Genomic DNA, 26,307 nt, shown 5'->3' with positions numbered 1-26,307 from the left:
GCAAAAGAAATACTAGAATTCAATGCCTTTCTGCGCCTTTACACCTGAGCGGAACGGATGCTTTATCATCTCCATCTCGGTCACAAGGTCTGCCGCTTCCATCAACTCGTCCTTGGCATTGCGGCCAGTGATGATGACATGCTTCATCTCCGGCTTGGCTTTGAGAACTTCGATCACTTCCTCGACCGGCAAATAATCGTATCGAAGCACGATATTCAGCTCGTCGCAGAGCACCATATCGTAGCTTTCATCCAATATCATGGCCTTGGCTTGTTCCCATGCCCCACGCGCCATGGCGATATCTCGCGTGCGATCCTGTGTTTCCCAAGTAAAGCCTTCGCCCAGCGCCGAGATTGTCACCTGCTCGGGAAATTTCTCCAGAACCCAGCGCTCACCGGTGTCCCACGACCCTTTGACGAACTGCACGACACCGATTTTCATTCCATGGCCCAGCGCACGGAAAACCATCCCGAAACCGGCAGTCGACTTGCCCTTGCCCTTGCCGGTATGGACGATTACCAGCCCCTTTTCCTCGGTCTTGGTGGCCTGGATCTTGTCGCGGGCGGCTTTCTTCTTGCGCATCTTGTCCGCATGGCGTGCATTCAGCTCCTCTTCCGTCATCGAAAGAAGTTTTTCCGATTTCTCAGCCATTTACCGCCCTTTCCGGATTCAATTTTTGAAGATGTGAGCTCAATGTTTCCAGCTCGAACCGCGCAGAGTTGGAGCGAGGCGTCCAGAATCCGCGCAAGATAGCATCGTTGAGTTTCGCTGCCGTCTCGGCAAGCGCTGCCGGATTTTTCTCGGCCATGAAATCATGCACTGCCTTGTCGGCAATAAAGGCCTGATAGACCGCCTCGAAGTGGTGGGTGCCGACCTTGCCCGTAGTGGCGGCGAAAGCGAAAAGATAATCAACTGTCGCCGCGATCTCTGCCGCGCCCTTGTAGCCATGGCGCATGGCGCCTGCGATCCATTTCGGATTGGCCGCACGCCCGCGCACGACACGCGAAAGCTCTTCCTCCAGCGCACGGATCACCGGCTTTTCCGGGCGGGAGTGGTCGTTGTGATAGACGGCAGGCATTGCGCCGCTCAAGCTTTCAACGGTCGCAGCCATCCCGCCTTCGAACTGGTAGTAATCATCGCTATCGAGAAGGTCGTGTTCGCGATTGTCCTGGTTTTGCACAACAGCCTGAACCGAACGCAACCGTTCCTCGAGAAGGCTGCGCTCGGCCTGCCCTTCCTCGCCTGCACCATAGGCGTAACCGCCCCAGACAAGCCAGGCTTCCGCCAGATCGTTGCGCCCGGCCCAGCCGTTCTCGTCTATCAAGGCCTGCAAGCCTGCCCCATAAGCGCCGGGTTTGGACCCGAAAACACGATAACCCGCACGGCGCTCCGCTGTCTTTTCGTCTGCCCCGTCTGCAACAAGGCGCGCCTGCTCAATCCGCATGCGCGTTGCGATTGGATTGTCCCCGGCATCCTCATCAAGAGCGCCAACTGCACGCACGGCCTTGTCGAACAGTGCAATCTGTTCTGGAAATGCGTCGCGGAAAAAACCGGAAATGCGCAACGTCACATCGACCCGTGGACGGCCAAGCTTTGCAATCGGAACAATTTCGTATCCGGTTACCCGGCGTGAGGCCATATCCCAGACCGGCTTGACACCGATAAGCGCCAGGGCCTGCGCAATGTCGTCGCCGCCGGTGCGCATATTCGACGTGCCCCATGCGGTCAGGCCGAACGAGGTCGGCCATTCACCATGATCCTGTGTGTAACGGGTAATCAGGAGTTCCGCCGATTTGCGTCCAAGTTCCCATGCTGCTGGAGTGGGAACGGCGCGACTATCGGTGGAGAAGAAATTCCGGCCGGTTGGCAGTACATCGGGACGGCCACGCGTTGGCGCACCGGATGGACCCGGCGGCACAAACCGCCCGCCAAGTGCCGCAAGAAAACCATCTATCTCCGAAGGCCCGCAGGAAACCACCATGGGGCGCAGATGTTCTTCTATGGATTGGAGAACCGCCCGCGTCTGTGACCAGTCTGCGGGACACTCTGTATCACCTGCAACGAAGCTGGCTGCCAGCAATTCGATACGCTCCACCGTATCGCCCGCAATACGCCAAGTTGCAGGACTCGCAGCCCGCAAGAGATCAGGTTTATTGCCCGTCCACGCCTCTGCCATATTGCAATCGAGGGGATCGAATGTTTCGCCAAGCCCGCAATCAGCAGCGATTGCACGCTGGAGACTTTGATCGCCCGGTGCACCGCCAAGCGAAACTGGTACGCCACGCGGTACACGTGCCAGCGCAACCAGAAGATCGGTCAGCAGCCTGCCTTCAGGCGCCAGCCCGAAAATATGCAGACCGTCGCGGATTTGCATTTCCTTGAGATCGCACAGATAGGCGTCAAGCTTTTGCAGCGCCATGTCTTCATCGTCATGGTCGTGAATACCCGCATCGCGATCAAGCCCGATGTCGCGCACGAGATCAAGTATCTGCCCTTTCAGCCTCAGCAGGCGACGCGGATCGACACCGGAGGCCTCGTAATATTCGTCCACCAGTGCTTCGAGGTCTTTCAGCGGTCCGTAGCTTTCGGCGCGTGTTAGCGGCGGCGTCAGATGATCGATGATGACAGCACTTGAACGACGCTTGGCTTGCGTGCCCTCACCCGGATCATTCACGATGAAGGGATAGATATGAGGTGTAGGACCGAACACAGCTTCGGGATAGCAGTTTTCCGACAGCGCAAGGGCCTTCCCCGGTAGCCACTCCAGATTTCCATGCTTGCCCATATGCACAACGACATCAATGCCTGCGACCTCACGCAGAAAAGCATAGAAAGCAACATAGCCGTGCGGCGGCACCAGATCAGGTGAGTGATAAGTCTCTTTCGGATTGATGTTGTAGCCGCGCGCGGGCTGAATGCCGACAAAGGTTGCACCCAGCCGCATCAACGGCAATGCAAAAGCAACGAGCTCCTGCGCAAAGTAAGGGTCATTTTCCGGCGCACCCCAGCGACCTTCGATTTCCTTCTGAATCGCTATGGGAAGTCTTTCGAAGAAAGCCTTGTATTGATTCAGTGAAATCGTTTCGCGTATCTCGCGCCCGTCACGCACAGCGTTGGTCGGACCTGCCGTCAATGCACGCATCAATGCATCACCGTCCACAGGCAGGTCAGCGACGGGATACCCACACTTCGCCATGGCGTGGAGTACTTCGACCGTTCCAGCGGGCGTATCGAGGCCCACGCCATTGCCAAGCCGCCCGTCGCGGTTCGGATAATTGGCGAGAATAAGCGCAACATGCCTTTCATCGGGCGGTTTCCGCCTCAACCGCACCCAGTTTGCAGCAAGTTGCGCCACAAAATCCACGCGGTTTTCGTGCGGCTCGTGAGTCACGATATTCGCTTCCACTGCCGCATCGAATTGTTTTGCCGACTTGAAGGACACTGCACGCGAAAGCACGCGCCCGTCCACTTCGGGCAAAGCGACATTCATCGCCAGGTCACGTGCCAGCAGCCCTTGCTGCGAGGTCTCCCAAATAGCTTTCGGTGTCCCGGAGAAAATCACCTGCAACACCATATTGCCGCGCTTGTCCAGCACGGTCGGCTTACGCTCCACCCCCGGCGAAGAAATCGCAAATCCAGTAGCATTCAAAACGATATCCGGCGGACAGTCCTCGAACAGACCGTCGACGACTGCTGCGGACAATCGATCCTTGAGGCTCGAAACGAATATCGGAATCGGATTGAGACCTTTTTCCTGCAGAGCAGCAATCAGCGCATCAACAGGCTGCGTCTGTCCGCTCTGCACCAGTGCCCGATAAAAGATGATTCCAGCGACCGGTGCTTTTGTATCGTTCCAGTGCGTACGAATACTGTCCAGCGAGGAGACATGCTCTCCCGGCCACCACAGACCAGCCTTGAGCAGCGGTGCTGCGCTCTCCGGCTTCTCTGAACCTGCAATCAGCGCAGCGCAATAGTGAAGGAATGCACCCGTATTCGCCGCGCCGCCCTCGATCAGATACTGCCAGAGTTCATTTCGTTCGTGGGTAGTTACAGTCGAAAACCGGTCCAGCCCATGATCGGGCTTGTCGTCCCCCGGCAATACGGCAATCTTGATACCATGGCTAACGGCACAGGCGTGCAGCGCTTCCAGCCCGTAAGGCCAGTATGTTTCACCCCCAATTATGCGCACAACGATAAGCTTGGCATATCTGGCGGTGCGCTCCACATAGGCGTCAACCGACATGGGATGGGTAAGACTCAGGAAATTGGCCAGCCGTAGACTCGGTAGGTCTGGCGCAAGCTTATGCGCCTGCGCCAGACTGGCCAGTTCGGTATCAGCGGCAGAAAGGAACAATATCTCGCCCGGCGTCTGGCCGAGATCGACGGCCTCGTTGCCGTCACTAATTGTTCCTTTCTGGGCGAGTAAAAGATGCATCGGTCAGACGGCGTCTTTCACTGCATTGGTGATGGCTGCTTCATCGATGTCATGCAGCCCGATCACAACCAGTCGCGTGGAGCGCGTTTCATCCTTGCTCCATAGGCGGTCAAAATAATGCTCAATACGCGGACCGACCGCCTGCACGACCAGACGCATCGGTTTGCCCGGCACATCGACAAAGCCCTTCAGACGAAGGATATCGTGTTCTGCAATGACCGCTTTCAGCCTTTCCGTAAATAGCTTGGGATCAGCAACCGAGCCTGCCTCGACCACGAAGCTCTCGAACTCGTCATGATCATGCTCATGCCCATCGGCATGATGGATTTCATGGTGAGACTTGCGATTGGCAATGTCGTCTTCGGTACCGACACCGAGACCAAGCAAAACATCGGCTCCAAGCTTGCCAAAGCTTGCAGGAACCATGTTCACCCGGCGCGGCGAACGCTCGGCCACGTCGGCCTTGACACTATCCAGCTTCGAGGCATCGATCAGATCGGCCTTGTTGAGAACAATAAGGTCGGCTGCATGAATCTGATCTTCAAAAAGTTCCTCTAAGGGGCTTTCATGATCAAGAGATTCGTCCGCTGCCCTCTGCGCATCAACCTTGTCATGATCATCGGCAAAACGCCCCTCGGCAACAGCGGCAGCGTCGATCACCGTAACCACACCGTCGACGGTTACCTGCGTCTTGATTTCCGGCCAGTTGAAAGCCGCGACCAGCGGCTGCGGCAACGCCAGACCTGAGGTCTCGATCACGATATGATCGGGGCGATCGGCGCGATCCAAAAGCTTGGTCATAGTCGGGATGAAGTCATCGGCAACGGTGCAGCAGATGCAACCATTGTTGAGTTCGATCACATCTTCTTCACGGCATGCCTCTATACCGCAACCTTTCAGAATACCGCCATCGACACCGAGATCGCCGAACTCATTGATAATCAACGCGATGCGTTTTCCATCAGCGTTTTCCAGCAGATTGCGGATCATCGTCGTTTTGCCAGATCCGAGAAAACCCGTGATGACCGTTGCCGGAATTTTCTGTCCCTGCATCGATTTATCCCTTCATCTTGAGCGGCAGCCCTGCCGCCATGAAATAAACTTCATTCGCAACCGCGGCCACTGCCTGATGCAGAAAGCCTGCATGATCGCGAAATTCCCGTGCCATCCGATTTTCCGGCACGATCCCAAGTCCAACTTCGTTCGAAACAAAAACAACAGGCCCGGCAAGGTTCGGCAGCATAGCAACAAGACCTGCCGTCTCTGTTGTTATATCGCGCTCGGCCATCATCAGATTGGTCAGCCACAGGGTCAAACAATCGACCAGCACGAACCGATCCGCAGCAGCATGCAATGTTAGTGCATCGATGAGATCAAGCGGCTCCTCTACCGTCTGCCATTCTGAACCGCGTCGGTCGCGGTGAATGGCAATACGGTTTTCCATCTCCTTGTCGAACGCACGTCCTGTCGCCAGATAGAGCGGTTGAAGCCCCGAGGACTCGACCATCTTTTCGGCATAAGACGACTTGCCCGAACGGGCTCCGCCAAGAACCAAAACCGATTTTCCCGGCGAAGCCATTTTCATCAACCTTCAATCTCGGACGATGCATAGTGCTGGATGAACCAGCCGAGTGCGAGGCCGATCACCGCCCACATGAACAGGTTAGTCGCCAGCGATGCGACTGCATATTGCGAAGCAAGCAATGACGGAATCGGCGATGAAATATCTTCCGGATGCGGTGCGCCATAGAGGTGTGGAGCCACGATCAGCACCAGCCCAAGGATTTTTGCCCAGATTTCCTGGCGCAACACGATGAGATAGAGCCCCAGACCGCTCAGCACCACGGTTGCAATCCACCAGAGCTGACGTTCGGCCAGATCAGCCGCAGGCATTGCCGGCAGCTCCGGTGACAACCCCAACGCGGGCAGAAAGGCGACCGCAAAAAAACCCGCGACGCCCCAATAAATGCCATTCTGTACCGTGATGCGACGTCCGAGAAGCAAGGCCACGCCTCCAAGCAGCAAGGCAAAACCCGCTCCCGCTACGAGATTGGCAAGGATCGTATTGCCCAATCGCCCAAATGGCAGTTCAGCCCCTTCTTCTTCCGCATCTGCGGCAGCGGCACCATGATCATGCGGTGCAGCTTCCGCCTCGCCGTGGCTGTGACCACCACCAGCATCTTCATAGGTCTCGGCCTGCAGGATCAAAGGCACTGTCTTCAAATACATGGCGGGAGTAACCAGCAGCCCGGCCAGAAGACCGGCAGCAAGTGTCGCCAACAAATAACGGATCAACATTTCTGTCCCTCAATAGCAATTTCACGCCGATGGCCGTCCGCCATCGAGCCTTGCTCAGCTTCAATTCTCAAAAAGGTTAGGCTGCTCAGTGGCAGGGAAAACCATAAGAATGGCGCGTATCATGTGCTGAATCATGCAGCGTATCGGAATGGGCAAGCCCTACGCCGTAAATCAGAAACGCGCCGAGAAGCAGGGAAACGACAGCCGTGCCCAGACGAGCAGCAAGGGGCATTGCGAGTGTGCTGGAAACAGAATCTTGAGTACGTGCAGCCATGACAACCTCCGTGCAGGCAGCAGGGAAAAACCTCCCATGGGGTTCGGGCTCAATGCCCTCACGCAACAGGCAGGTCTCCTGGCTCACGGGTCGCAGGGATTGAAGCTACCTTCCCAGAAGTTTCAAACTCCCAGTGGCCACCGGTTGCCCGGCTTGCCTCATCCCTCTCCGCTCTACAGTCGCGGGGTCGGCTGCGATAAAAACGCCCGGATTGGGTCCGTCCGTCGCATTCCCTTTTTGGTATCGCCGGGATTCGTCCCGGCAACAACCTGTTGCATATTCTGGACACTAGGCTTTCAGCCCATCGGCGTCAATCAGCGAACATATAGCCATGTTCGAAGGCTTTCGCCTCTGAGCCTCACCCAGCTGTCAATTACATCGGCATGACGTGAAATTCTGGGCCAAAGCCAAATCATGAGACCAATGATGAGCGTCCAGGCGATGACAACATCAGACAGGAAATGTGCCCCCATAAAGACCCGGTTCAGCGATACAAGCGCCAGAATTGGGATGAAGACTAATGCCGCTTTAATTCGAAGATGCGCCGGCACAAAGATCAACAATGGAAGCATCGCAACGGCGGCAGACGACTCTCCTGAAGGAAATGAACAACTATGTCGGCACATGTCAGCCAATTGCCATGCAGGCGTGAAGTCGACCGATCCGCCAAACTCTGCGAGGTTCCTTGGCCGCGCCCGTCCGATGATAAGTTTGAGGCTGTGCACCAGTACACCTGGACCGAATAGATAGATAAGCGTAATATAGACAATCTTATGCGGCGCGACTGCTGAAAGACGCTGCGGCCACAGAGCATACAACGCTATCGTCAACATAACGAATACCAACAGATACCACTGGCTGAGCCGATGGAAATCTCTCACCGCTATCCAATATGGATTGTGAGAAATAAAGAAAACTCCTGACTGATAAAAATATCTTGAAACAGCTAGATCAATTTGCGGGAAAACAACAAAGAAACCATTGATAGTAATAAAAGAATACAAAAACGCCTTCTGCATCCTAAAGCCGTAAAAGCTGGATGCGGCGCCCGACGCTATATTAACAAGCACAGAAAACCTCTAAATATATAAAATAATAAAAGAATATCTAAATATGTATAAAAATAGATGTTACAATTTAAATTACATTCAAACAAGTAATTATAAAATGCCAGCAATAATTATGGATGCAGATTAAATATATAGAAAAATCCGGAGCTTGAAATTCAGGCGATTGCGAACAGCGCATCAATATCAAGGCACGCTTCCAGCCCTTCAGCCAGCTCATTCAATGCAGCTTCAACGCCAGCGCGGTAGTTCATTGAACTGCTCCGCACACCAAGGTTCTCCAGAAATTTCCGGCGAAATTCGTCAGCATTGAAAATACCGTGGAGATAGGTCCCCATGATGCGTCCATCCAACGATATGGCTCCATCGTCATGCCCGCCAATATGGGCGAAAGGCCGCGTCATATCCGGTCCGGTCGTGCGACCGATATGAATTTCATAACCTTGCAGCGGTACATCATGGAGAAGTGAGGTCGCCTGCACATTGCGGACCACCTTTTCAGGCTCCATTACCGTTTTGATATCGAGAAGCTCGAGCCCATCAATATCGCGCACATGCCCCTCTATACCATCGGGATCGCTGATACGACGACCAAGCATCTGGAAACCACCGCAGATACCCAGCACATACCCTCCCCGTTTCACGTGGGCAGATAATTCTCGATCCCAGCCATTGTCACGAAGAGCCAGTAAGTCAGCGATCGTCGACTTGGTTCCAGGCAAAACGACAAGGCCAGCATCGTCCGGGATACTGGACCCCGGCGGCACCATGACTACTTCTACATCCGGTTCGGCCTTCAACGGATCCAGATCATCGAAATTGGCGATGCGCGGCAACATCGGTACCGCGACAACGAGCGACTTCTTTTCTCCGCGCGCGGTACGCTCAAGAACGACCGAATCCTCGGCAGGCAACCGCGAGACCGCCTTCAGCCACGGAACCACCCCGAAAGAGCGCCAGCCGGTAAACTGGGTAATGGCAGCCAGCCCGTCATCAAAGAGCGAAATATCACCCCGGAACTTGTTGATCAGAAAGCCACGAACCATCGCGCGGTCCTGTCCGGACAGAATAGTGTGCGTGCCGACGAGAGAAGCGATAACGCCGCCTCTGTCTATGTCACCTACGAGAACAACCGGCACACCGGCCTGCGTGGCAAACCCCATATTGGCGATATCGCCAGCCCGCAGATTGATTTCAGCTGGCGATCCTGCCCCTTCCACCAGCACAAGGTCCGCGCCTTCGCTGACCTTGGCGAAGGATTCCATGACAGCCGCCATGAGTTGTGGTTTCAATTCCTGATAGTAGCGCCCACGCGCTTCGCCCCGTACCCTCCCCTGCACAACGACCTGGCTACCCATGTCGCTCTGCGGCTTGAGGAGTACCGGGTTCATGTGGACAGACGACGGTACACCGCAAGCCAGTGCCTGCAACCACTGAGCCCGGCCGATTTCACCACCATCGTCGCTGACCGCTGCATTATTGGACATGTTTTGCGGCTTGAAAGGGCGAACATTGAGGCCGCGATTGCGTGCAACGCGGCATAATCCGGCAACAAGAACACTTTTGCCGACGTCCGAACCCGTTCCCTGAAACATGATTGCGCGTGCCATAAACTGCTGCGTAGCGTAAACTGAACTCGCTGGCAACGGGACCTTGATCGGCGAGCATCTATGCAAAAATGCGCATCAGTTTATTACAAATGTGAGCAACATTATTCCAATGGAGCGTTGGCAGCCTTCCACGGTTATGATCTAGTCCGGGGAAGAGGTGCGGTGCTACAGGGAGGAAACCATGGATGCTGCCGACCAGAACCAGTTCGAACTGAACGAAGATCAGCTTGCCATTCAGGACATGGCGCGAGCCTTCGCCGGCGACCGCGTTGCCCCGCATGCATTGCAATGGGATCGCGACAAACATTTCCCGGTCGATGTATTGCAAGAGACCGGGCCCCTAGGCATGGGCGGCATTTATGTGCATGAAGACGTGGGCGGCTCGGCACTCAAACGGCTCGACGCGGTGCTTATTTTTGAAGCGCTGGCAACCGCATGCCCTTCATTTTCGGCTTTTGTCTCCATCCACAACATGGCTGCATGGATGATCGACACCTACGGTAACGACGAGCAACGCCAGCGCTTTCTGCCAAAGCTTACGTCGATGGAATCTCTTGCCAGCTATTGTTTGACCGAGCCCGGATCGGGTTCGGATGCGGCTGCGCTTAGAACACGGGCCACACGCGATGGCGACCATTATATTCTCAACGGTTCCAAACAGTTCATTTCCGGTGCAGGCGCCACAGATGTCTATGTGACAATGGTGCGTACCGGTGAGGACGGTCCCAAGGGGATTTCCACCATCGTTGTGCCAAAAGATGCACCTGGCCTTTCGTTTGGCGCGAATGAATTCAAGATGGGCTGGAATGCGCAACCGACGAGAACCGTCATTTTCGACAATTGTCGCGTCCCGGCTCAAAACCTTCTCGGCGAAGAAGGTTCTGGTTTTCGCATAGCGATGGCAGGACTTGACGGCGGTCGGCTTAATATTGCCGCCTGCTCGCTCGGCGGCGCGCAATCGGCACTCGACAAATCGCTCGAATATTGCAGCCAGCGCGAGGCTTTTGGTCAGACAATCGATCGCTTTCAAGCGCTGCAATTCCGCTTGGCGGACATGGAAACTGAACTCTCGGCGTCGCGCCTGCTTCTTTACACCGCTGCCAGCAAGCTCGATCGCAAAACACATGATGCAGGCAAATGGTCAGCCATGGCGAAGCGCTTCGTTACCGATACGGGTTTCAATGTGGCAAATGAAGCACTGCAGCTTTTCGGTGGCTACGGATATCTGCATGAGTACGGGATCGAAAAGCTTGTCCGTGATCTCCGCGTACACCAGATCCTCGAAGGTACAAACGAGATCATGCGTGTGATCATTGCGCGCCAGATGATCGGACGTTGATTTTAAAGTGCATCCCGAAAAATGTGAAACGGCTTTCGGATAAGGTGCGCGCACTTTCAGTTAACAACCGCCAAGGGAGGAATTCATTATGGCCACAATAGCATTTATCGGCCTTGGCAATATGGGTGGCCCGATGGCCGCCAACCTCGTGAAAGCCGGTCACACCGTCCGCGGCTTCGACCTCTTGCCGCAACATCTTGATGAGGCGAAGGCCAATGGCCTCTCGATAGCTTCGAGTGCGCAGGATGCGGCGGCTGACGTCGACGTGGTCATCACCATGCTGCCAGCCGGAAAGCACGTTCTTTCCGTTTATGAAGATATTGCACCAAAAACTCGAAAAGACTCACTTTTCATCGACTGCTCCACAATCGACGTGAATTCGGCGCGCAGAGCACATGAGCTGGCCGCGAGCCATGGACATCTTTCCATTGATGCCCCTGTTTCCGGCGGCACCGGTGGCGCTGCGGCAGGTACGCTGACTTTCATGGCCGGCGGCAGCGACGATGCGTTCAAACGCGGAGAACCAATCCTCCAGCCCATGGCCGGAAAGATTGTTCATTGCGGCGGCGACGGCGCAGGACAGGCTGCAAAGATATGCAACAATATGATCCTCGGCATATCGATGATCGGTGTCAGCGAAGCCTTTGTCCTGGCTGAAAAACTGGGCCTGTCCCATCAGGCACTCTTCGATGTGGCGTCAACATCATCGGGGCAATGCTGGTCACTGACAACCTACTGCCCGGTTCCGGGCCCCGTTCCGACATCACCGGCAAACCGCGACTATAAACCCGGTTTTGCGGCAGCTTTGATGCTGAAAGACCTCAAACTTTCACAGGAAGCCGCCCAAAGTGCTGGCGCGCAAACGCCGCTTGGCGCACATGCACAGGAACTTTACAGCCTTTTTGACGGTGAAGGTCATGGCGGCGAAGACTTTTCGGGCATCATCAACTACCTGCGCGCCAAATCCGGGGCAAAGTAAACAATCGCCAATGCAAAAAACTTGCATTGTTTAGATTTGCTTAAGTCTCTGATAACCGTACGGTAACGATGTTGGGCTAGAAAGGAGCACGAGACGGGTTCACCTCGGCTCGACGCTCCGGATCTGGTACTGCGTACCGGAGCTCAGTATATCCCGCCAGTGTATTGTTCGGCGGAGATGCCATGCGTAATTGGCAAAACCGTGCACCTTCTGGCAGCGCGGTTTTTGCCATTTAGGCCTACAAATAGTTGCCTGAATCTGGCCCATTGCTCTTGATCCCGCAAAATTGCACAATTACACGCCTTTGTTACAAAGCTTTTTGAGCTGTTCGATTGAAATCCGGACATAATCCTGTGAAATGCAGAACGCTTCCGGTGAAGCCTGCACAGGTTATTTTTTATTCAGGGCAATGAGTTTGACTGCACAACGATCAGCCACCGCTGTTTCCACTGCCGACAGGAGGTTTTTCGGCCTGCCTTTGGCTGTAGTTTTCGTGCTGTGCTATTTCGCGTTCCAGACCATTCTTGTCACCGTCGTTTCCAACGGCGCCGGTCTCGATGACGCCGAACAACTCGCCAATATAGGGTATCTGGACTGGGGATATGGCGGATCGCAACCCCCTCTTTATACATGGATTACCAATCTAGTAGCGTCAGTGCTAGGCACATCGATGCTCACGCTCCAGATCGTCAAGTTCAGTATTCTCGCTAGCCTTTTCCTGAGCGTTTACGGCGCTATGAGATTGCTCGGCTTCTCGCGTATTGTTGCCTCAGCCAGCATGCTCGGACTGTTTCTCATTCCGCAAATCGGATGGGAATCGCAGCGCGCCTTGACGCATTCGGTTGCAGGAACAGCGGGTTGTGGCTGGGCGTTTCTGGCCTTTGCCTGGCATATGCGCGCGCGTCATGCAGGATCCGCTGCCGCGCTTGGCGCCGCCATGGCTGCCGCGCTTCTCGGCAAGTTCAATGCATCATTCTTCCTGCTCATGTTGATCGTGACGGGACTTCTTATTCCAGAATATCGCCGCATACTGCTTTCCAAGTTAAGCTTCGTTACAATTCTGGCATTTGCAATTTGCTTTGGTCCAACTGCACTCTGGATGCTGGCCCACAAATCAAGCGTCCTGGCGCGCGCCAACAAATTCGAGATCGGCGCTTCAGGCAATGTTTTGTTCGATCGACTGATGGGTGTCGAGAGCCTCGTCGAAGCGGCGTTTCTGTTCTCGATCCTTGCACTGGCAATCGCGGGCATTATCGCGCTCATTCACTGGAAGAAGAGAACTGCACCTTCTGCCCCGCTCACTGTCGGCGAAAAGTTCATACGCCTCCTGATTCTTGTCGGGCTAGTTATCGTTCTGGTTGGCGTTGTCGCTACTGGCGCAAATAACGTAAAAGATCGTTGGCTGCAGCCGGTACTGTTCCTCACTCCGGCACTGATGGCCAGCCTTTTTGCGCGATATTGGATCGGAAACAGGGCGTTGATCGACTATGCCGTCGTCAGCGCGGTCGTTGCGCTAATCGTTCCGCCGGTCCTGAGCTATTATCTGACTTACGGTTCAAGTTCGCCGCCCTATGGCCAACTTGACTATCGGCATCTTTACGAAGAAGTGCAGGCGAAAGGTCCGTTCAAGACGATCCTGACGGACAATGCGCAGATACCGGGCAATTTCAGATTGTTTGATTCGTCCTTGCGTGTGGTGCATCCCGAAACGCCGGACGCCAGAGCGCATTTGACACCACCCGTGCTCGTCATGTGGTTTGGTGGTGCTGTACCGAATGACCGCATTGCAGCACTATTGCAGAATGCGAACATTGCTGTGCCTCAATACAACATCGCCACCACCGATATTCAATACAAAACCCGACCGGACAAGCACATAACAGTCAGCTATTTTCTGGTTCCATAAAGAAAAGGCCCGGTATACCCGGGCCTTTCTGTTCTCTTTACTCTACTGTTTCCTGAACCGCATGGGCGGTGCCCTTTACGTCGCGACCAACGCCGCGAACAGTATTTGCACATGACGCAAGCGTAAATGCGCAGAGAACGATAGCAACAGGGACAAGTCGGGTCAGCTTCATGACAGTCTCTCCAATGGGATGCGCGTTTCTGCTCTTTCGAAGGAGCAGATGCATAGAGTTCCAAGTCTATTCAAACCAGTTATGCCTCCCGCCACATACGAAGCCCCTGCCCGGCATCTGGCGGTGAAGCCGATTCACTCGGCTGTCACAAAAGAAATCTAGCGCAGCGTTTTTCACTGGCAAGAGAATGCATTAGTTCCCATCCCAATAAACTGTGATCTGCTATCAGCTAGAGCGAAACGTCTCAAAGCGCCCGGAACGGCGGTAGCCTTCGAAAACATTTCGCAGATGGTCGGCAACAACCTGAATGTGTGGGCCAGCTTCTGGCTTCACAACCATGCCTAGCTGATAGCGACCCAGAGCAGGCAGACCATGCTCTGGCCCCAAGGCAACAATTCCATCACTCAACAGGGTCTTACCGAATGGTGCAATCGCGAGATCGGCCATGATCGCAGCTCGCTGTCCTGTCGAATGCGAACTCATATAGGCAATACGATAAGGACGACCGCTGCTTTCAAGCGCTTCCAGAGCGCTGCCGCGCCAGGCGCACCCCTCTTCCCAAATGGAAAGCGGCAGAGGTTCACGACGATAAGCCGTACCGCATTTGGCGCCAGCCCAAACCAACTCCTCGTCCAGCAGAACTTCCACATCGCCTTTGTTCAATATCGTATGAGATACATTGATCAGCGTCACATCCAGTCGGCGTTCATCGAGCCGCTTGCGCAGGTTGCTGCTCTGATCGATCACCACATCGACCGTTACACCGGGATGGCTTTCAGCAAAACGCTTCAACACCAGCGGCAGCACGCATTCGCCGATATCGTCCGGCGAGCCCAATCGGACAACGCCGGTCACCGTGGGTGCAACAAACTTCGATACAGCCTCTCGATTGAGAGCCAGAAGACGACGCGCATATCCAAGCAGAATCTCGCCATCGCTCGTCAACGTGACCGAACGTGCATCCCGATCGAAAACTGCAACACCAATCTGTTCTTCCAGCTTCTTAATCTGCATTGAAACAGCAGATGGCGTACGGAACACAGCGTTTGCCGCAGAGGAAAAACTTCCCGTATCGGCAATCGCCACGAATGTGCGCAGCACATCAATATCAAGCATTGGAAGGGGATGTTGAACGGGCGCTGTCATCACGGACTCCGTTTTCAGTACATTGTTCAAATTTTCTGATCTTAAACCTTTCTATATTTCGTTTGATTGAACGTCAAGTCGAATGCACATTCAAGACACGAACAAGCAGAGCTGCAGCGAGCGTCTCAACCGAACCTTCTGAATGAGGAGAGAGAAAATGACCATTCAGTGCCAATCCGCTCCCAACGGCCGGGCAACTGTCATGCGCTTTACGGCAACATCATCGACCGCGAACGCACCATCGTGGCTTCTCGAATTTTACGCCAAAGTACAGAAGCAGCTGGAAATCTGGTCTTACGAGCGTCGAGTGAGGCGTAGCCGCCGTGTGCTGGAAGCGCTACCTGAGCACATATTGCACGATATCGGCTGGCCGAATGTGGATGATCGTCTGCCGGGCATCGCCAAAACCACGGCAGAATTCAAGCATGAGCAGTAAAGCCAATTGAGGGCGATCATGCGATCCGCCCTCAATTTCCCGACATTAAAATACCTTTTCGCGGCAGGCATTTAGCCGCACTTTGCAACCTACCCGTTCTGTGTCTCAATAGAACACTATCTCGTTTGCGCCATCGCCCTCCCCCTGTGAAACAGGGCTAACGCAGCAAGGTTGCCGGTCTGAAAGCGACCGGAGAAAACCGGGCCCAAAACCACCCGGAGTCGTGACGGAGACACAAGGCTTCAGCTGCGTCGGGAACCGCAGACAGAGCCTTCGAGAATGGGAACGATCGGGCATGATCCAGGCTTCATCGGTTAAGCGGTCTATTGTCTTTTTTCTTGTTCCAAACTTTTCGATGATAGCGTTCGCAACGGCCATCGAGCCGCTTCGCATCGCAAATCGGATGCTGGGCTATGATGCCTATCGATGGCGATTGACATCGGTTGACGGAAAACCGGTGACCGCATCCAATGGTGTGGAATGCGCAGTCAACGCATCGCTGGAAGACGAGCGACGCTTCCTGCAACGCGAGCAGCGCCCCTCAATGGTATTCGTCTGTTCCGGCGTTTATGTGGAAGAATTCAGGAACAAGTCGGTCTTTGCGTGGTTGCGTGAGGAATATAATCGCGGCGTGGCAGTCGGTGGACTTTGTACCGGCGCCCATATACTGGCCGCTGCCGGGCTTCTATCTGGCAAGCGCTGTGCAATTCACTGGGAAAACCTTCCGGGCTTCTCGGAAGCCTTCCCCAAGGCCGAGGTCTATGCCGATCTATTTGAAGTCGATGGCAACCTTTACACCTGCGCGGGCGGGACCGCCTCTCTCGATATGATGCTGAAGCTGATCGGAGATGATTTCGACGCCAATCTGGTCAACAAGATCTGTGAACAGGCGCTGACTGATCGTGTCCGCAGCCCGCAGGATCGCCAGCGCCTGCCGCTGCGTGCCCGGCTCGGCATTCAGAACTCCAAGGTGTTGACCATCATCGAGATGATGGAAGCCAATCTTTCAGAACCGCAGGCACTGATCAATGTAGCCCACACGATTGGTCTTTCGCGGCGTCAGGTGGAGCGTCTTTTCCGACAGGAGATGGGCCGGTCTCCGGCACGTTATTATCTGGAAATTCGCCTCGATCGCGCTCGGCATTTGTTGTTGCAATCGTCTATGCCTGTGGTCGAGGTCGCAGTCGCCTGTGGCTTTGTTTCGGCGTCGCATTTTTCCAAATGCTATCGGGAATTATACGGACGCTCGCCACAACAGGAGCGCGCCGAGCGCAAAATGCTCATCGCCGCTTGAGCACGACGCCAAAGAAAGATGGAGCTGCATCTTGGGATCTGCATCTTGAATGGAGCAGCTCCACTCCTGTCAGCTTTCAAAATAAAATCAAAACCATACAGGCTTTTCCGGAATCAGTTCTACAGATCGAACCATCTGTAGATGCAGGATTGATGGATATGTCGCGAACAGGACAGCCGATGCTCGACCTGCCGGGATTTCCAGAAGCTGCGATGCAGTCGTCTGACGCTGCGAATATGTCGTATAAAGGCAAATGTCGCGCCCAGCCAACGACTATGGTTTTGTCAAATACCAACTAGAGCGGTTCCAGTTATTACGGAGTCGTTGAAATCGCTCTATCCATCTTTTTCACGCATTATCCGACGCAAAACCGCTTCGCACTTTTGCTGGAAATGCTCTAGGGACGCATAAAATGGCAGAGTTTCCTAAAAAGGCGAAAGTTGTAATTGTCGGGCTTGGCGGTATCGTTGGCGCCTCGGTGGCACACCATCTGATCGAGCGCGGATGGAACGATATCGTCGGCATCGACAAGTCCGGCATTCCGACTGATATCGGCTCGACCGCCCATGCGTCGGATTTCTGCTATGCGACGAGCCATGACTTCCTCTCCTGCTGGACGACGCTCTATTCCATCGATTTCTATGAAAAGATGGGGCATTACGCTCGCGTTGGCGGCATCGAGGTGGCGCGCGTTGGCGACGATGCCCGCATGGATGAAATCAAGCGTAAGGTCGCATCGGGTAAAGCTTTCGGCACCCGCGCCCGACTGATGGAACCGGCGGAGATCAAGGAAAAATTCCCGCTTATCGAGGAAAGTCTGGTTCAAGGCGGCCTGTGGGATCCGGATGCAGGTCTGGTTATCCCACGTTCGCAGACTGTCGCCGGCAAGCTGATTGATCAGGCAGAAGCTGCTGGCAAGTTGCAGAGCTTTGCCAACACACCGGCTCAGTCCCTGATCGTGGAAAACGGTCGCATCAAGGGCGTCGTCACGCATCGCGGCACCATCGAAGCTGATTATGTCATTATCTGCGCTGGCCTTTGGGGACGCCTCATCGCCGAAATGGTGGGGGAAGACCTGCCCGTCATGCCAATCGACCATCCGCTGACATTCTTCGGCCCCTATAGCGAGTTTGAAGGCACCGGCAAGGAAATCGGCTGGCCGCTCATGCGCGATCAGGGCAACTCTGCCTATATGCGCGACACTGGCGACCCGAAGACTGCTGAAGGCGGCCAGATCGAATGGGGCTATTACGAAGAAAAGAACCCGCGCTTGTGCCATCCGCGTGACCTTTTGGAAAAGCATGAAGCACGTCTCTCGCCATCGCAGCGCGATCTTGAGATGGACCAGATTCTGGAACCGCTAGAGCGCGCAATCGAACTGACACCTATTCTGGGCGAGCTCGGCTACAACGAAAGCCACTCCTTCAACGGCTTCCTGCAAGTCACGACCGATGGCGGCCCATCCATGGGCGAAAGCCAGAAGGTGCGCGGTCTGTGGTATGCAGTCGCCATCTGGGTCAAGGACGGCCCCGGCATGGGCAAGCTCATTGCCGACTGGATGACCGACGGCCGCACATCCATCGACCATCACGCCATCGACTATTCGCGTTTCTATCCGCACCAGATGACCGAGCAGTTCATCTGGGATCGCTGTACGGAAACGGCAATGAAGGTCTATAATCCAGCCGTTCATCCCCGTGAGCCGTTCTCCAAGGGGCGCAATATCAGGCGTTCACCATTCTATGAGCGCGAAGTGGAGCTTGGCGGCCATTTCATGGAACTTGGCGGCTGGGAACGTGCGCATGGCTATGCCGCCAACGAGCACCTGCTGGAAAAATACGGCAATCGCGTTCCGGTGCGCGAAAACGAATGGGACAACCGCCATTTCTGGCGCGTCTCCAATGCCGAACATCTGGAACTGACTGAAAATTGCGGCATCATCAATCTCTCGCACTTTGCGATGTACGATATCGAAGGTCCAGACCATGTAGAGCTGATGGAATGGCTGTGCGCTGCCAAGATTGGCGGCGATGCCAATATCGGCAAGGGCATCTATACCCACTTCCTTGATGACGAAGGCATGGTGCGCGCCGACTTCACGGCAATCCGCTTGGCAGACCGCATCCGCATGATCAATGGCGCCGATGCCGGGCCTCGCGACTTCCACTATATGCGCCGTGTGGCCGAAGATAAGGGCTTTGACGTCACGATCACCGATGTGACGGAGAAATACGTCACCATCGGCATATGGGGCCCGAATGCGCGCGAGAATCTGAAGAAGGTCGTTGAGAACCCGGAAGGCCTTGATGCGGAAAACTTCCCCTTCGCTGCCATCAAGCCAATCCGGATTGCAGGCAAGGACGTTACCGCATTCCGCATTTCCTATGTCGGCGAGCAAGGCTGGGAACTGCATATGCGCTACGAAGACGGCCTTGCCGTCTGGGATGCGCTGCGTTCGACCGGCGTGATTGCGGTTGGCGTCGAAACCTATGCCAACACGCGTCGCATGGAAAAGAGCCTGCGCCTCCAGAACGCCGATCTGCTGACAGAGTACAACCTTCTCGAAGCCGATCTTGCTCGCCCGAAGGTCAAGGAAGCGGATTTCCGCGGCAAGGCAAAGCATGTGGAGTACCGCTCCCGCGAACACCAACCTGCGATGCTCTGCACACTCGTCATGACCGAAAATGTGGATTCCAGCGGCGTCGCGCGTTATCCTGTCGGCATCATGCCGGTACAGGATCCGGAAACAGGAGAGACGCTCGTCGACGAATTTGGACGTCGATCCTTCACAAGCTCGGTCGCATATGGTCCAACCATTGGCAAGAACATCGCTCTCGCTTACCTGCCATGGGCCTATTGTCAGGAGGGCCGCAAACTGAGCGTGGAGTATTTCGGAGAGACTTATCCGGTTGAAGTCGCCTCGATTGGCTACAAGCCTCTCTACGACCCGGAAAACCTCAAGCCTCGCAGCTAACCGAAACATCTTCTACATAAAAAGCCGAGGCAGTGTGCCTCGGCTTTTTTACATCTTGAAATGGAAAGACTATTTCAACGTAGCCTTGCCGCCGCTGAGCGTAATCGTTTCGTCGCCAGTCAGAGCTTCGCGATCTCCGTTCGGAAAGGTCACGAAACAGCCCGAAGCGCAAAATTCAACAGTTTCACCAGGCGAGACGATCATTTCGCGCTTGGAAGCACCTTCGGTGACCACAATCGTCTGCGGCCCGCTATCGTTGTTGGAAATCTGGGCGGCATATGCGTTGCCTGCCAAGACTACAAAGCCGACTGCTGCGCCAAGAACAAGCTTACGCAAGCTGTTGACCTGATTTCTGTTCATACCGTCCCGACCTTTCCATCGCTCCCGCCGCGATATGTCCGATGTCGCATGAGCCCTATTGCCCTCTGTCATCCTCTTTATAAGCGGACAAAACTGAACTGCAACTGAACGAAATATTCATCAAGCCCGGTCGTCGGTATCTTCCTTGGCTTCGGGCTTCTCTGCGTTCGCCTTCTTCTTCCCGGCTGCGGGGGAAAGCTCCTTTTCCTTCTGCATCAACTCTGAAAGTTTCTCAATCTCCGGCACGCTGAGAATAAGATCAGTCGAGGACGAGGACAGATGCAAGCCTTCCTCATGGAAGCGTTCGACAATCTGGAACCTCAGTTCGTTCTTGATGCCGCCAGTCGAAGTGATGTCGGCCACATGGGCGTAAACGTCAAAGACCATCAGTGAATCGTTCATGCTTTGAAACGAAACAAAAGGTTCCGGGTTCTTCAGAATCGAAGGGTGGCCTCGAACGATTTCGAGAAGCAGCGCATGAATCCGACGAGGCTCTGCCGTATAGGATGCCTGCACATTGATATCGATGCGCCCAAGCTTGTTGCGATGCGTCCAGTTGCCGACATTGCCGTTGATAAGCGTCGAATTCGGCACAATGATTGATTGTTTCTGGAAGGTTTCCACTTCCGTCGCGCGCACACTGATTTTCTTGACGATGCCGCTGACCGTACCGGCCTCCACCCAGTCGCCAACCTTGAACGGACGTTCTGCGAGAAGAATGAGACCGGATACGAAATTCTGGACGATATTCTGGAGGCCGAAACCGATACCGAGGGAGAGGCCACCGGCAATAAGTGCGAGGTTCGACATATTGAACCCAGCCGCTGATACGCCCATCAAGGCTGCAAGACAAAGCCCCACATAGCCTATGACCGTGCGGATGGAATTGCGAACACCGGAATCGACACGCCCGCGCGCCATGACGCTGTTGTCGAGCCAGTTCTGGAACCAGCGTGTCAGCAAATAGCCGATCGCAAACAGCAGAACGCCGGTCAAAAGCCCCATGAGTGAGATGGAAATATTGCCGATCTGGAACCCGGTCATCAACTGATAGAAGGTGCTCTTCAATTCAGCCCACTGGAAGCCGAGCTGCATCAGAACCAGCGGAATGCCGATCAAGGCAACGACGAGATTGATCAGAATGCCTGCCAGAAGACCAAGCTGATCAAGGGTTGCGTCGTCGAAATGAAAACGCTCCCGCATTGCCTTGCCGATCTGACTGGATGCAAATGCCTGTTCCTCCGAAATCGCACGTCCCGTCAGGAAGCCCATATACATGGTAACGAGGAATGCTCCTGTGACCACGATCTGCTGCGATATGAAACGCGCCATACCGATAAAGCCGAAAACCGCAGCCAAAATGGGTAAAAGACCCAATATGATCAGAAACGTTTTGAATCCGCGCGGCCACGACCGGATGGCGCCATCCTTTTCGCGCTCAACGGGCTTCAAAAACGCAATCGCCAGAATAAGGACACCGACCATCACGGTGGCCAGCAAACTTTTCGCCATGGTCAATGACAGCGGCGACGACAAAATCTGGTTGACCTTTCCGAAGAAGGAATCAAGCCCGCTGGTCAATGCGGTTCCCGTTATCAGCCAGCCCAAAACGCGTCCCGGACGCGGCGCAACCGGAACCAATCGCCACTGCGGCATATCCGAACTGATGCACGCGGACGCGAGTCTGTGAATGAAGAAGACAAGCCCCAGCACGAGAAACAACGACTGGAATAAGGACGCAATATCTGTTCTCAGGACATTGAAATAATTCATAAAAAAGTAAGTTGCCGCCAAAAAGACGCCGACCGCCGCCGACGGTATCACCGTAGACCAGAACGCTACCGAAAGACGGCTCAGATAGGATGGCGACTCCACGGTCGCATCGCGCTGATAGAGCGTTCCGAGAACACGCTTTGCGCCAATCTGGATGACCAGCGCGGCAACAAAGGCGAAGAAGGCGGCCGCAAGAAACGATTTGAGCTTAAACGTGCTGACAAAACGCCACCACGACTGAACAATGCGCCAGAGCGAAACCATCTGGTTGCTGGCGGCCGAGGCGACCTCCGTACCGAGCGTGGTGTCGATGTTCACACGCTGGGAAAGTGTTCTTGCAAAAAGATCGCGGCGCATGTCGCCGATCTTTGCGGACATCTGATTGACGGAAAGCGAGGTATCTTCGGTCTCGCCCACGACGGCATTTATTTCGGCCTTTTCAGCGGTCAGCCGGGCGCGCTCTTCACTGACGATTGCCGGTTCGGGCGGCTGGTCACCGGAAGGCGCAGGGCCCAATTGCTCCAGCCGTGTGTTGATTTCGCTGAGGCGCGGGCGAAATGCAACGCCAGCCTCCAGAAGTTTCTTTGAAAGGGAGTCCAGCTGAAGCTTGAGGTTGGCCAGCGATTCATCGTTCGAAGCGGCCTTTGGGAGCTGGTCGCTGATCCGTTTCGTCTGCTGCTTCAGATCATTGATGACCGGCTTTTGTTGCTGAACGACGCCGGAAACGGGCACGGGGGCCTGCTGTTGATCGGTGGCAGCGGGCGCTTGTTGGACGGAGCTGTTTTGGGGAGCCGCTGCTGGCGCGGTTTGCGTCGTCTGTGGCGTCGGTTGTTTATTGTCCTGCGCGATAGCAGACGCAATGCCACCCAGCGACAGTGCGCTGATCAGAAGAGAAAATGCAAGAACACGAAACGTCGATGAATATGCCAATTCAATTCTGCCGTTAAACAAGACATGGTTTCAACATAAAGCGCCCTAAAACGGATGCAAGGCGTGGCTCCTTACAAGATCTCATAGTGCGCCGAAAGCGGACCCATAGCGTATAAGGCGAGCCTTAATGCCAGTATTTCCTTGTTCGTGCGAACACAAATGATTAATGAGGATTCGCAATGAGTGTGAAAAGCTGGCTCAACTCCACGGATAGACTCTAAAGAAAGTCTTGGCGATTTGATGAAGGGCATGAAAAACACGGAACAGCACAAGCGGCATGGTTTCATGCTGTTCGTTACGTGCGTTCTGTCGTTTACCGCTTTTCTATTCGCCGTGGATTTTTCTACGCTCGACGACGATGCGGCTCGCGGTCATTCTGGCGGCATCGTGGCAAGGCAGGTCGAAGGCAGTCCAGCAACACCTGTTCATCAGCAGTCTACCCCTTCACCACAGCCCATGCGGGCAATCCTGATCGAAGCTATCGCAGCCAAGATCAAAACCTCCTATCTCGATCACACCGGAGCAGCACTCCCTGTTGCGACGGCAGCGATTGTTCTTCCAAAGACGAGATCAGCCGAAGCGGCGCAGAATTTCCGGCGCCTCGCAGTTTTGCAGGGACATTTTGGCTCTGCCCGTGCGCCTCCGAAAAGCGCATAATGCGCCAATCTTGATGATTGGGCCTTACCAATCCTAACGCCATTACAAACAATGCCCGTACCGCCACTTGATATTAAGTGGCAATTGGGGCGTACCAACCGGAACCTTAATCCATGCGTACTTCGAAATGGGTGGTTGTGCTGTATAGCCTGATCGTTGCGATCGGCGTCATCATTGCCTTGCCCAACTTCTTCACCCAAAAGCACCTCGACGCCATGCCGTCCTGGTTCCCGAAGCGTCAGGTCACGCTTGGCCTCGATCTGCGGGGCGGCTCTTATCTTGTGCTTGAAGTCGATGCAGCCGGCCTTAAAAAGGATCGCCTGAGGACGCTGCTGGACGACGCCCGCAGCAAGCTGCGCGCCGAGCGTATCCAGCCGCAGTCTATCCGCGCTGTCGGCGACGCCGTTGTCGTGACCATCCCTGATGCCGATCAGCGATCTAAGGCCGAAACTGCGCTTCGCACCTTGATCTCGCAAGTCAACACCAGCGGTTTCGGTACGGCAATCAACGACATAGACGTTGCATCAAACGACAACCAGCTTCGCCTGACCCTGACAGAGGCAGGCTTCAACTACCGTCTCGATGCTGCTCTCCAGCAGAGTCTTGAAATCATCCGTCAGCGCGTCGACCAAGTCGGCGTCGCCGAGCCTTCCATCCAGCGTGTAGGCTCAGATCGTATCGTCGTTCAGCTCCCCGGCCTCCAGGATCCGGCGCAGCTTCGCCAGCTTCTCGGAAGTACCGCGAAGATGAGCTTCCACATGGTTGCCGATGCCAATCCGAACGATACGCCGCCTCCGGGCGTGACCATCATGCCGGATTCCAAGGACCCGAACATCAAGTACCCAATCGAGGATCAGGTTGCACTTTCCGGCGAGCGTCTCACCGATGCGCGCGCAGGCTTTGACCAGCGCACCAATGAGCCGATCGTGTCCTTCCGTTTCGATAGTCTCGGCGCACGCCAGTTCGCCGACATCACGACAAAGAACGTCAATCGTCCGTTTGCAATTGTGCTCGATGGCAAGGTGCTGAGCGCACCCGTCATCCGTGAACCGATCACCGGCGGCTCGGGCCAGATTTCCGGCAGCTTTACAGTTCAGGATACCGTCGTCCTCTCGGCCCTCCTGCGCGCTGGCGCCCTGCCCGCTCCGCTGACCGTCATTGAAGAACGTACGGTTGGTCCGGACCTTGGCGGCGATGCCATCAAGATGGGCCTCATTACCGGTATCGTCGGCTTCGTACTTGTCGCGGTCTTCATCCAGCTCCTTTATGGCGTTTGGGGTACCATCGCCAATGTGGCGCTCCTGCTCCACACCTTGCTCACTTTCTCAGCCCTCAGCCTCATCGGTGCAACGCTGACATTGCCCGGTATCGCCGGTATCATCCTCGGTATTGGTATCGCAGTTGACGCTAATATTCTCATTAACGAACGTATTCGCGAAGAAACGCGGCGTGGCCTTGGGGCCATGGCCGCGCTGGATAAGGGCTTTCACAGCGCCTTCTCCACAATTGTGGATGCGAACGTTACGTCGCTGATCTCGACCTTGCTGCTGTTCACCTTCGGTACCGGCCCGGTCCGTGGCTTTGCTATCACCATGATGCTCGGTATTGCGATCTCGATGTTCACGGATGTGACGCTGGTTCGCATGGCGATGGCCTGGTACGTCCGCAAGCGTAAGCTGAAGGTGCTCGTCATCGAGCCGTTCCTGAAGTTTGTTCCAGAAAAGACCAATATCAGCTTCATGAACGCCCGCTTCGTCGGCATCGGCGTCTCGATCGTGCTGTCGATCCTGTCTCTTGGCCTATTCTTCAAGCCGGGGCTGAATTACGGCATCGATTTCAAGGGCGGCATTCAGGCGGAAATCGTTACGTCACAACCAGCCGATCTGGCACAACTGCGCGAAAAACTTGGCTCGCTCGGGCTTGGTGAAGTAGCACTTCAGTCTGCCGGTAGCCCGAACGATGTTCTGATCCGCGTTCAGCGTCAGGACGGCGGTGAGGAAGCGCAGACGATTGCCGTCAACAAAATGCGCGAAGCCGTAACCGAGCTTGATCCGGGCGTGAAAATCGAGCGCACAGAAGTCGTCGGCCCCAAGGTTTCCGGCGAACTAGCCCGCTCCGGCTTCATCGCAGTCGTCCTGTCGGCACTCGGCATGCTCATCTACCTCTGGTGGCGTTTCGAATGGTTCTTTGCGATGGGCGCAATCATCACGCTCGTCCTCGACACCACAAAGATGGTCGGTTTCTTTGCGCTGTTCCAGCTCGATTTCAACCTGACAGCCATCGCAGCGCTTCTAACCGCTATCGGTTACTCGGTAAACGATAAGGTCGTGGTTTATGACCGCATGCGTGAAAACATGCGTCTTTATAAATCGAAGCCGCTGCGCGAGATCGTCGATATGAGTATCAATCAGGTGCTCGTCCGCTGTATTTATACATCGATGACGACGTTCCTGTGTATGCTCCCAATGGCAGTATGGGGTGGCAGCGCGGTTCATAATTTTGCCGTGCCTATGCTGTTCGGTATCGTTATCGCAACATCGTCGTCGATCTTCATCGCCGCGCCGATTCTGCTTTTGCTGGGCAACTGGTGGCAGCATCGCAAGGAAGCCCATCAGGCTATTGAAGACAGCGCCACAGCGCAGAAATAACCCGTTCGC

21 protein-coding genes and 1 riboswitch are annotated in these 26,307 nt (G+C 55.0%); of the genes, 9 read left to right on the top strand and 12 right to left on the bottom strand.

All coding sequences use genetic code 11. From position 1 onward, the window contains the following. Nucleotides 1-12 precede the first annotated feature (12 nt). The 8 genes from cobO to HWX93_RS17800 all read right to left on the bottom strand — a co-directional run bounded on the left by cobO (nucleotide 13) and on the right by HWX93_RS17800 (nucleotide 9,684). Nucleotides 13-651, bottom strand: a complete 639-nt coding sequence (gene cobO / locus HWX93_RS17835; protein ID WP_109988487.1) for a cob(I)yrinic acid a,c-diamide adenosyltransferase — start codon at nucleotides 649-651, stop codon at nucleotides 13-15. Further along, nucleotides 644-4,435 carry a cobaltochelatase subunit CobN gene (gene cobN / locus HWX93_RS17830; RefSeq protein WP_176038128.1) on the bottom strand — a complete coding sequence of 1,264 codons (3,792 nt, stop codon included), beginning with the start codon at nucleotides 4,433-4,435 and terminating at the stop codon, nucleotides 644-646. Before cobN ends, cobO begins: the two co-directional genes overlap by 8 nt. Nucleotides 4,436-4,438: 3 nt before the next feature. Further along, entirely contained in the window at nucleotides 4,439-5,488 is a 1,050-nt protein-coding gene (gene cobW, locus HWX93_RS17825; RefSeq protein WP_176038127.1) for a cobalamin biosynthesis protein CobW, read from the bottom strand. 4 nt (nucleotides 5,489-5,492) lie between these two features. Beyond that, nucleotides 5,493-6,014 carry a bifunctional adenosylcobinamide kinase/adenosylcobinamide-phosphate guanylyltransferase gene (gene cobU, locus HWX93_RS17820; protein ID WP_176038126.1) on the bottom strand — a complete coding sequence of 174 codons (522 nt, stop codon included), beginning with the start codon at nucleotides 6,012-6,014 and terminating at the stop codon, nucleotides 5,493-5,495. A gap of 5 nt (nucleotides 6,015-6,019) precedes the next feature. After that, nucleotides 6,020-6,733 carry a CbtA family protein gene (locus HWX93_RS17815; RefSeq protein ID WP_109988490.1) on the bottom strand — a complete coding sequence of 238 codons (714 nt, stop codon included), beginning with the start codon at nucleotides 6,731-6,733 and terminating at the stop codon, nucleotides 6,020-6,022. A gap of 85 nt (nucleotides 6,734-6,818) precedes the next feature. Further along, nucleotides 6,819-7,007: a CbtB domain-containing protein gene (locus HWX93_RS17810; RefSeq protein WP_061346096.1), complete on the bottom strand. Its 189-nt coding sequence runs from the start codon at nucleotides 7,005-7,007 to the stop codon at nucleotides 6,819-6,821. Between the two features lie 50 nt (nucleotides 7,008-7,057). After that, a riboswitch (cobalamin riboswitch) is annotated at nucleotides 7,058-7,295 on the bottom strand. Nucleotides 7,296-7,321: 26 nt separating this feature from the next. Beyond that, nucleotides 7,322-8,026, bottom strand: coding sequence for a phosphatase PAP2 family protein (locus tag HWX93_RS17805; protein ID WP_176038125.1), 705 nt, complete (start codon nucleotides 8,024-8,026; stop codon nucleotides 7,322-7,324). A gap of 206 nt (nucleotides 8,027-8,232) precedes the next feature. Further along, nucleotides 8,233-9,684, bottom strand: coding sequence for a cobyric acid synthase (locus HWX93_RS17800; RefSeq protein ID WP_176038124.1), 1,452 nt, complete (start codon nucleotides 9,682-9,684; stop codon nucleotides 8,233-8,235). A gap of 181 nt (nucleotides 9,685-9,865) precedes the next feature. On the opposite strand from HWX93_RS17800, the gene HWX93_RS17795 reads away from it, so the two are divergent. The 3 genes from HWX93_RS17795 to HWX93_RS17785 all read left to right on the top strand — a co-directional run bounded on the left by HWX93_RS17795 (nucleotide 9,866) and on the right by HWX93_RS17785 (nucleotide 13,908). Then, a complete protein-coding gene (locus tag HWX93_RS17795; RefSeq protein ID WP_176038123.1) occupies nucleotides 9,866-11,023 on the top strand; it encodes an isobutyryl-CoA dehydrogenase in 1,158 nt (385 codons plus the stop codon). Nucleotides 11,024-11,111: 88 nt separating this feature from the next. After that, the gene (gene mmsB, locus HWX93_RS17790) at nucleotides 11,112-12,002 is read left to right on the top strand and encodes a 3-hydroxyisobutyrate dehydrogenase (protein WP_176038122.1); all 891 of its coding nucleotides are present in this window, start codon (nucleotides 11,112-11,114) and stop codon (nucleotides 12,000-12,002) included. 409 nt (nucleotides 12,003-12,411) lie between these two features. Next, nucleotides 12,412-13,908 (top strand): glycosyltransferase family 39 protein, encoded by a 1,497-nt coding sequence (locus HWX93_RS17785; RefSeq protein WP_176038121.1) that lies wholly within the window; start codon nucleotides 12,412-12,414, stop codon nucleotides 13,906-13,908. Between the two features lie 37 nt (nucleotides 13,909-13,945). Here the strand turns inward: HWX93_RS17785 and HWX93_RS17780 are convergent, their stop codons facing one another. Both HWX93_RS17780 and HWX93_RS17775 read right to left on the bottom strand, forming a co-directional pair. Further along, nucleotides 13,946-14,080 carry an entericidin A/B family lipoprotein gene (locus HWX93_RS17780; RefSeq protein WP_012091850.1) on the bottom strand — a complete coding sequence of 45 codons (135 nt, stop codon included), beginning with the start codon at nucleotides 14,078-14,080 and terminating at the stop codon, nucleotides 13,946-13,948. Between the two features lie 225 nt (nucleotides 14,081-14,305). Next, nucleotides 14,306-15,226 (bottom strand): LysR family transcriptional regulator, encoded by a 921-nt coding sequence (locus HWX93_RS17775; RefSeq protein ID WP_176038120.1) that lies wholly within the window; start codon nucleotides 15,224-15,226, stop codon nucleotides 14,306-14,308. A 157-nt stretch (nucleotides 15,227-15,383) separates the two neighbouring features. On the opposite strand from HWX93_RS17775, the gene HWX93_RS17770 reads away from it, so the two are divergent. The 4 genes from HWX93_RS17770 to HWX93_RS17755 all read left to right on the top strand — a co-directional run bounded on the left by HWX93_RS17770 (nucleotide 15,384) and on the right by HWX93_RS17755 (nucleotide 19,930). Then, the gene (locus tag HWX93_RS17770) at nucleotides 15,384-15,662 is read left to right on the top strand and encodes a DUF1127 domain-containing protein (protein ID WP_176038119.1); all 279 of its coding nucleotides are present in this window, start codon (nucleotides 15,384-15,386) and stop codon (nucleotides 15,660-15,662) included. A 295-nt stretch (nucleotides 15,663-15,957) separates the two neighbouring features. Further along, nucleotides 15,958-16,956, top strand: coding sequence for a GlxA family transcriptional regulator (locus tag HWX93_RS17765; RefSeq protein WP_012091847.1), 999 nt, complete (start codon nucleotides 15,958-15,960; stop codon nucleotides 16,954-16,956). After that, nucleotides 16,953-17,255 (top strand): hypothetical protein, encoded by a 303-nt coding sequence (locus HWX93_RS17760; RefSeq protein ID WP_176038118.1) that lies wholly within the window; start codon nucleotides 16,953-16,955, stop codon nucleotides 17,253-17,255. The genes HWX93_RS17765 and HWX93_RS17760 overlap by 4 nt, the downstream gene beginning before the upstream one ends. Before the next feature lie 113 nt (nucleotides 17,256-17,368). Then, on the top strand, nucleotides 17,369-19,930 hold the full coding sequence (locus tag HWX93_RS17755) for a GcvT family protein (RefSeq protein ID WP_176038117.1): 2,562 nt from the start codon (nucleotides 17,369-17,371) through the stop codon (nucleotides 19,928-19,930). 69 nt (nucleotides 19,931-19,999) lie between these two features. On the opposite strand, the gene HWX93_RS17750 is transcribed toward HWX93_RS17755, so the two are convergent. Both HWX93_RS17750 and HWX93_RS17745 read right to left on the bottom strand, forming a co-directional pair. Further along, entirely contained in the window at nucleotides 20,000-20,290 is a 291-nt protein-coding gene (locus HWX93_RS17750) for a hypothetical protein (RefSeq protein ID WP_109988500.1), read from the bottom strand. 120 nt (nucleotides 20,291-20,410) lie between these two features. Then, nucleotides 20,411-22,993: a mechanosensitive ion channel family protein gene (locus HWX93_RS17745; protein ID WP_176038116.1), complete on the bottom strand. Its 2,583-nt coding sequence runs from the start codon at nucleotides 22,991-22,993 to the stop codon at nucleotides 20,411-20,413. Between the two features lie 240 nt (nucleotides 22,994-23,233). Between HWX93_RS17745 and HWX93_RS17740 the strand changes: the two genes are divergently transcribed. Together HWX93_RS17740 and secD are read left to right on the top strand one after the other, a co-directional pair. Beyond that, nucleotides 23,234-23,650, top strand: a complete 417-nt coding sequence (locus HWX93_RS17740) for a hypothetical protein (RefSeq protein WP_176038115.1) — start codon at nucleotides 23,234-23,236, stop codon at nucleotides 23,648-23,650. A 113-nt stretch (nucleotides 23,651-23,763) separates the two neighbouring features. Then, on the top strand, nucleotides 23,764-26,298 hold the full coding sequence (gene secD, locus HWX93_RS17735) for a protein translocase subunit SecD (RefSeq protein ID WP_176038114.1): 2,535 nt from the start codon (nucleotides 23,764-23,766) through the stop codon (nucleotides 26,296-26,298). The last annotated feature ends 9 nt before the right edge of the window (nucleotides 26,299-26,307 follow it).

Source organism: Brucella tritici, from assembly GCF_902825325.1.
Classification (GTDB): Bacteria; Pseudomonadota; Alphaproteobacteria; order Rhizobiales; family Rhizobiaceae; genus Brucella.
The sequence above is the reverse complement of the archived record's forward strand: the minus strand, read 5'-3'. Positions and strand labels throughout refer to the sequence as shown.

Excerpts from the sequence above, each read along its gene's own strand:
- cobO (WP_109988487.1), bottom strand. The coding sequence starts at position 651 with ATGGCTGAGAAATCGGAAAAACTTCTTTCGATGACGGAAGAGGAGCTG.
- cobN (WP_176038128.1), bottom strand. The coding sequence starts at position 4,435 with ATGCATCTTTTACTCGCCCAGAAAGGAACAATTAGTGACGGCAACGAG.
- cobW (WP_176038127.1), bottom strand. The coding sequence starts at position 5,488 with ATGCAGGGACAGAAAATTCCGGCAACGGTCATCACGGGTTTTCTCGGA.
- cobU (WP_176038126.1), bottom strand. The coding sequence starts at position 6,014 with ATGGCTTCGCCGGGAAAATCGGTTTTGGTTCTTGGCGGAGCCCGTTCG.
- HWX93_RS17815 (WP_109988490.1), bottom strand. The coding sequence starts at position 6,733 with ATGTTGATCCGTTATTTGTTGGCGACACTTGCTGCCGGTCTTCTGGCC.
- HWX93_RS17810 (WP_061346096.1), bottom strand. The coding sequence starts at position 7,007 with ATGGCTGCACGTACTCAAGATTCTGTTTCCAGCACACTCGCAATGCCC.
- HWX93_RS17805 (WP_176038125.1), bottom strand. The coding sequence starts at position 8,026 with ATGCAGAAGGCGTTTTTGTATTCTTTTATTACTATCAATGGTTTCTTT.
- HWX93_RS17800 (WP_176038124.1), bottom strand. The coding sequence starts at position 9,684 with ATGGCACGCGCAATCATGTTTCAGGGAACGGGTTCGGACGTCGGCAAA.
- HWX93_RS17795 (WP_176038123.1), top strand. The coding sequence starts at position 9,866 with ATGGATGCTGCCGACCAGAACCAGTTCGAACTGAACGAAGATCAGCTT.
- mmsB (WP_176038122.1), top strand. The coding sequence starts at position 11,112 with ATGGCCACAATAGCATTTATCGGCCTTGGCAATATGGGTGGCCCGATG.
- HWX93_RS17785 (WP_176038121.1), top strand. The coding sequence starts at position 12,412 with ATGAGTTTGACTGCACAACGATCAGCCACCGCTGTTTCCACTGCCGAC.
- HWX93_RS17780 (WP_012091850.1), bottom strand. The coding sequence starts at position 14,080 with ATGAAGCTGACCCGACTTGTCCCTGTTGCTATCGTTCTCTGCGCATTT.
- HWX93_RS17775 (WP_176038120.1), bottom strand. The coding sequence starts at position 15,226 with ATGACAGCGCCCGTTCAACATCCCCTTCCAATGCTTGATATTGATGTG.
- HWX93_RS17770 (WP_176038119.1), top strand. The coding sequence starts at position 15,384 with ATGACCATTCAGTGCCAATCCGCTCCCAACGGCCGGGCAACTGTCATG.
- HWX93_RS17765 (WP_012091847.1), top strand. The coding sequence starts at position 15,958 with ATGATCCAGGCTTCATCGGTTAAGCGGTCTATTGTCTTTTTTCTTGTT.
- HWX93_RS17755 (WP_176038117.1), top strand. The coding sequence starts at position 17,369 with ATGGCAGAGTTTCCTAAAAAGGCGAAAGTTGTAATTGTCGGGCTTGGC.
- HWX93_RS17750 (WP_109988500.1), bottom strand. The coding sequence starts at position 20,290 with ATGAACAGAAATCAGGTCAACAGCTTGCGTAAGCTTGTTCTTGGCGCA.
- HWX93_RS17740 (WP_176038115.1), top strand. The coding sequence starts at position 23,234 with ATGAAGGGCATGAAAAACACGGAACAGCACAAGCGGCATGGTTTCATG.
- secD (WP_176038114.1), top strand. The coding sequence starts at position 23,764 with ATGCGTACTTCGAAATGGGTGGTTGTGCTGTATAGCCTGATCGTTGCG.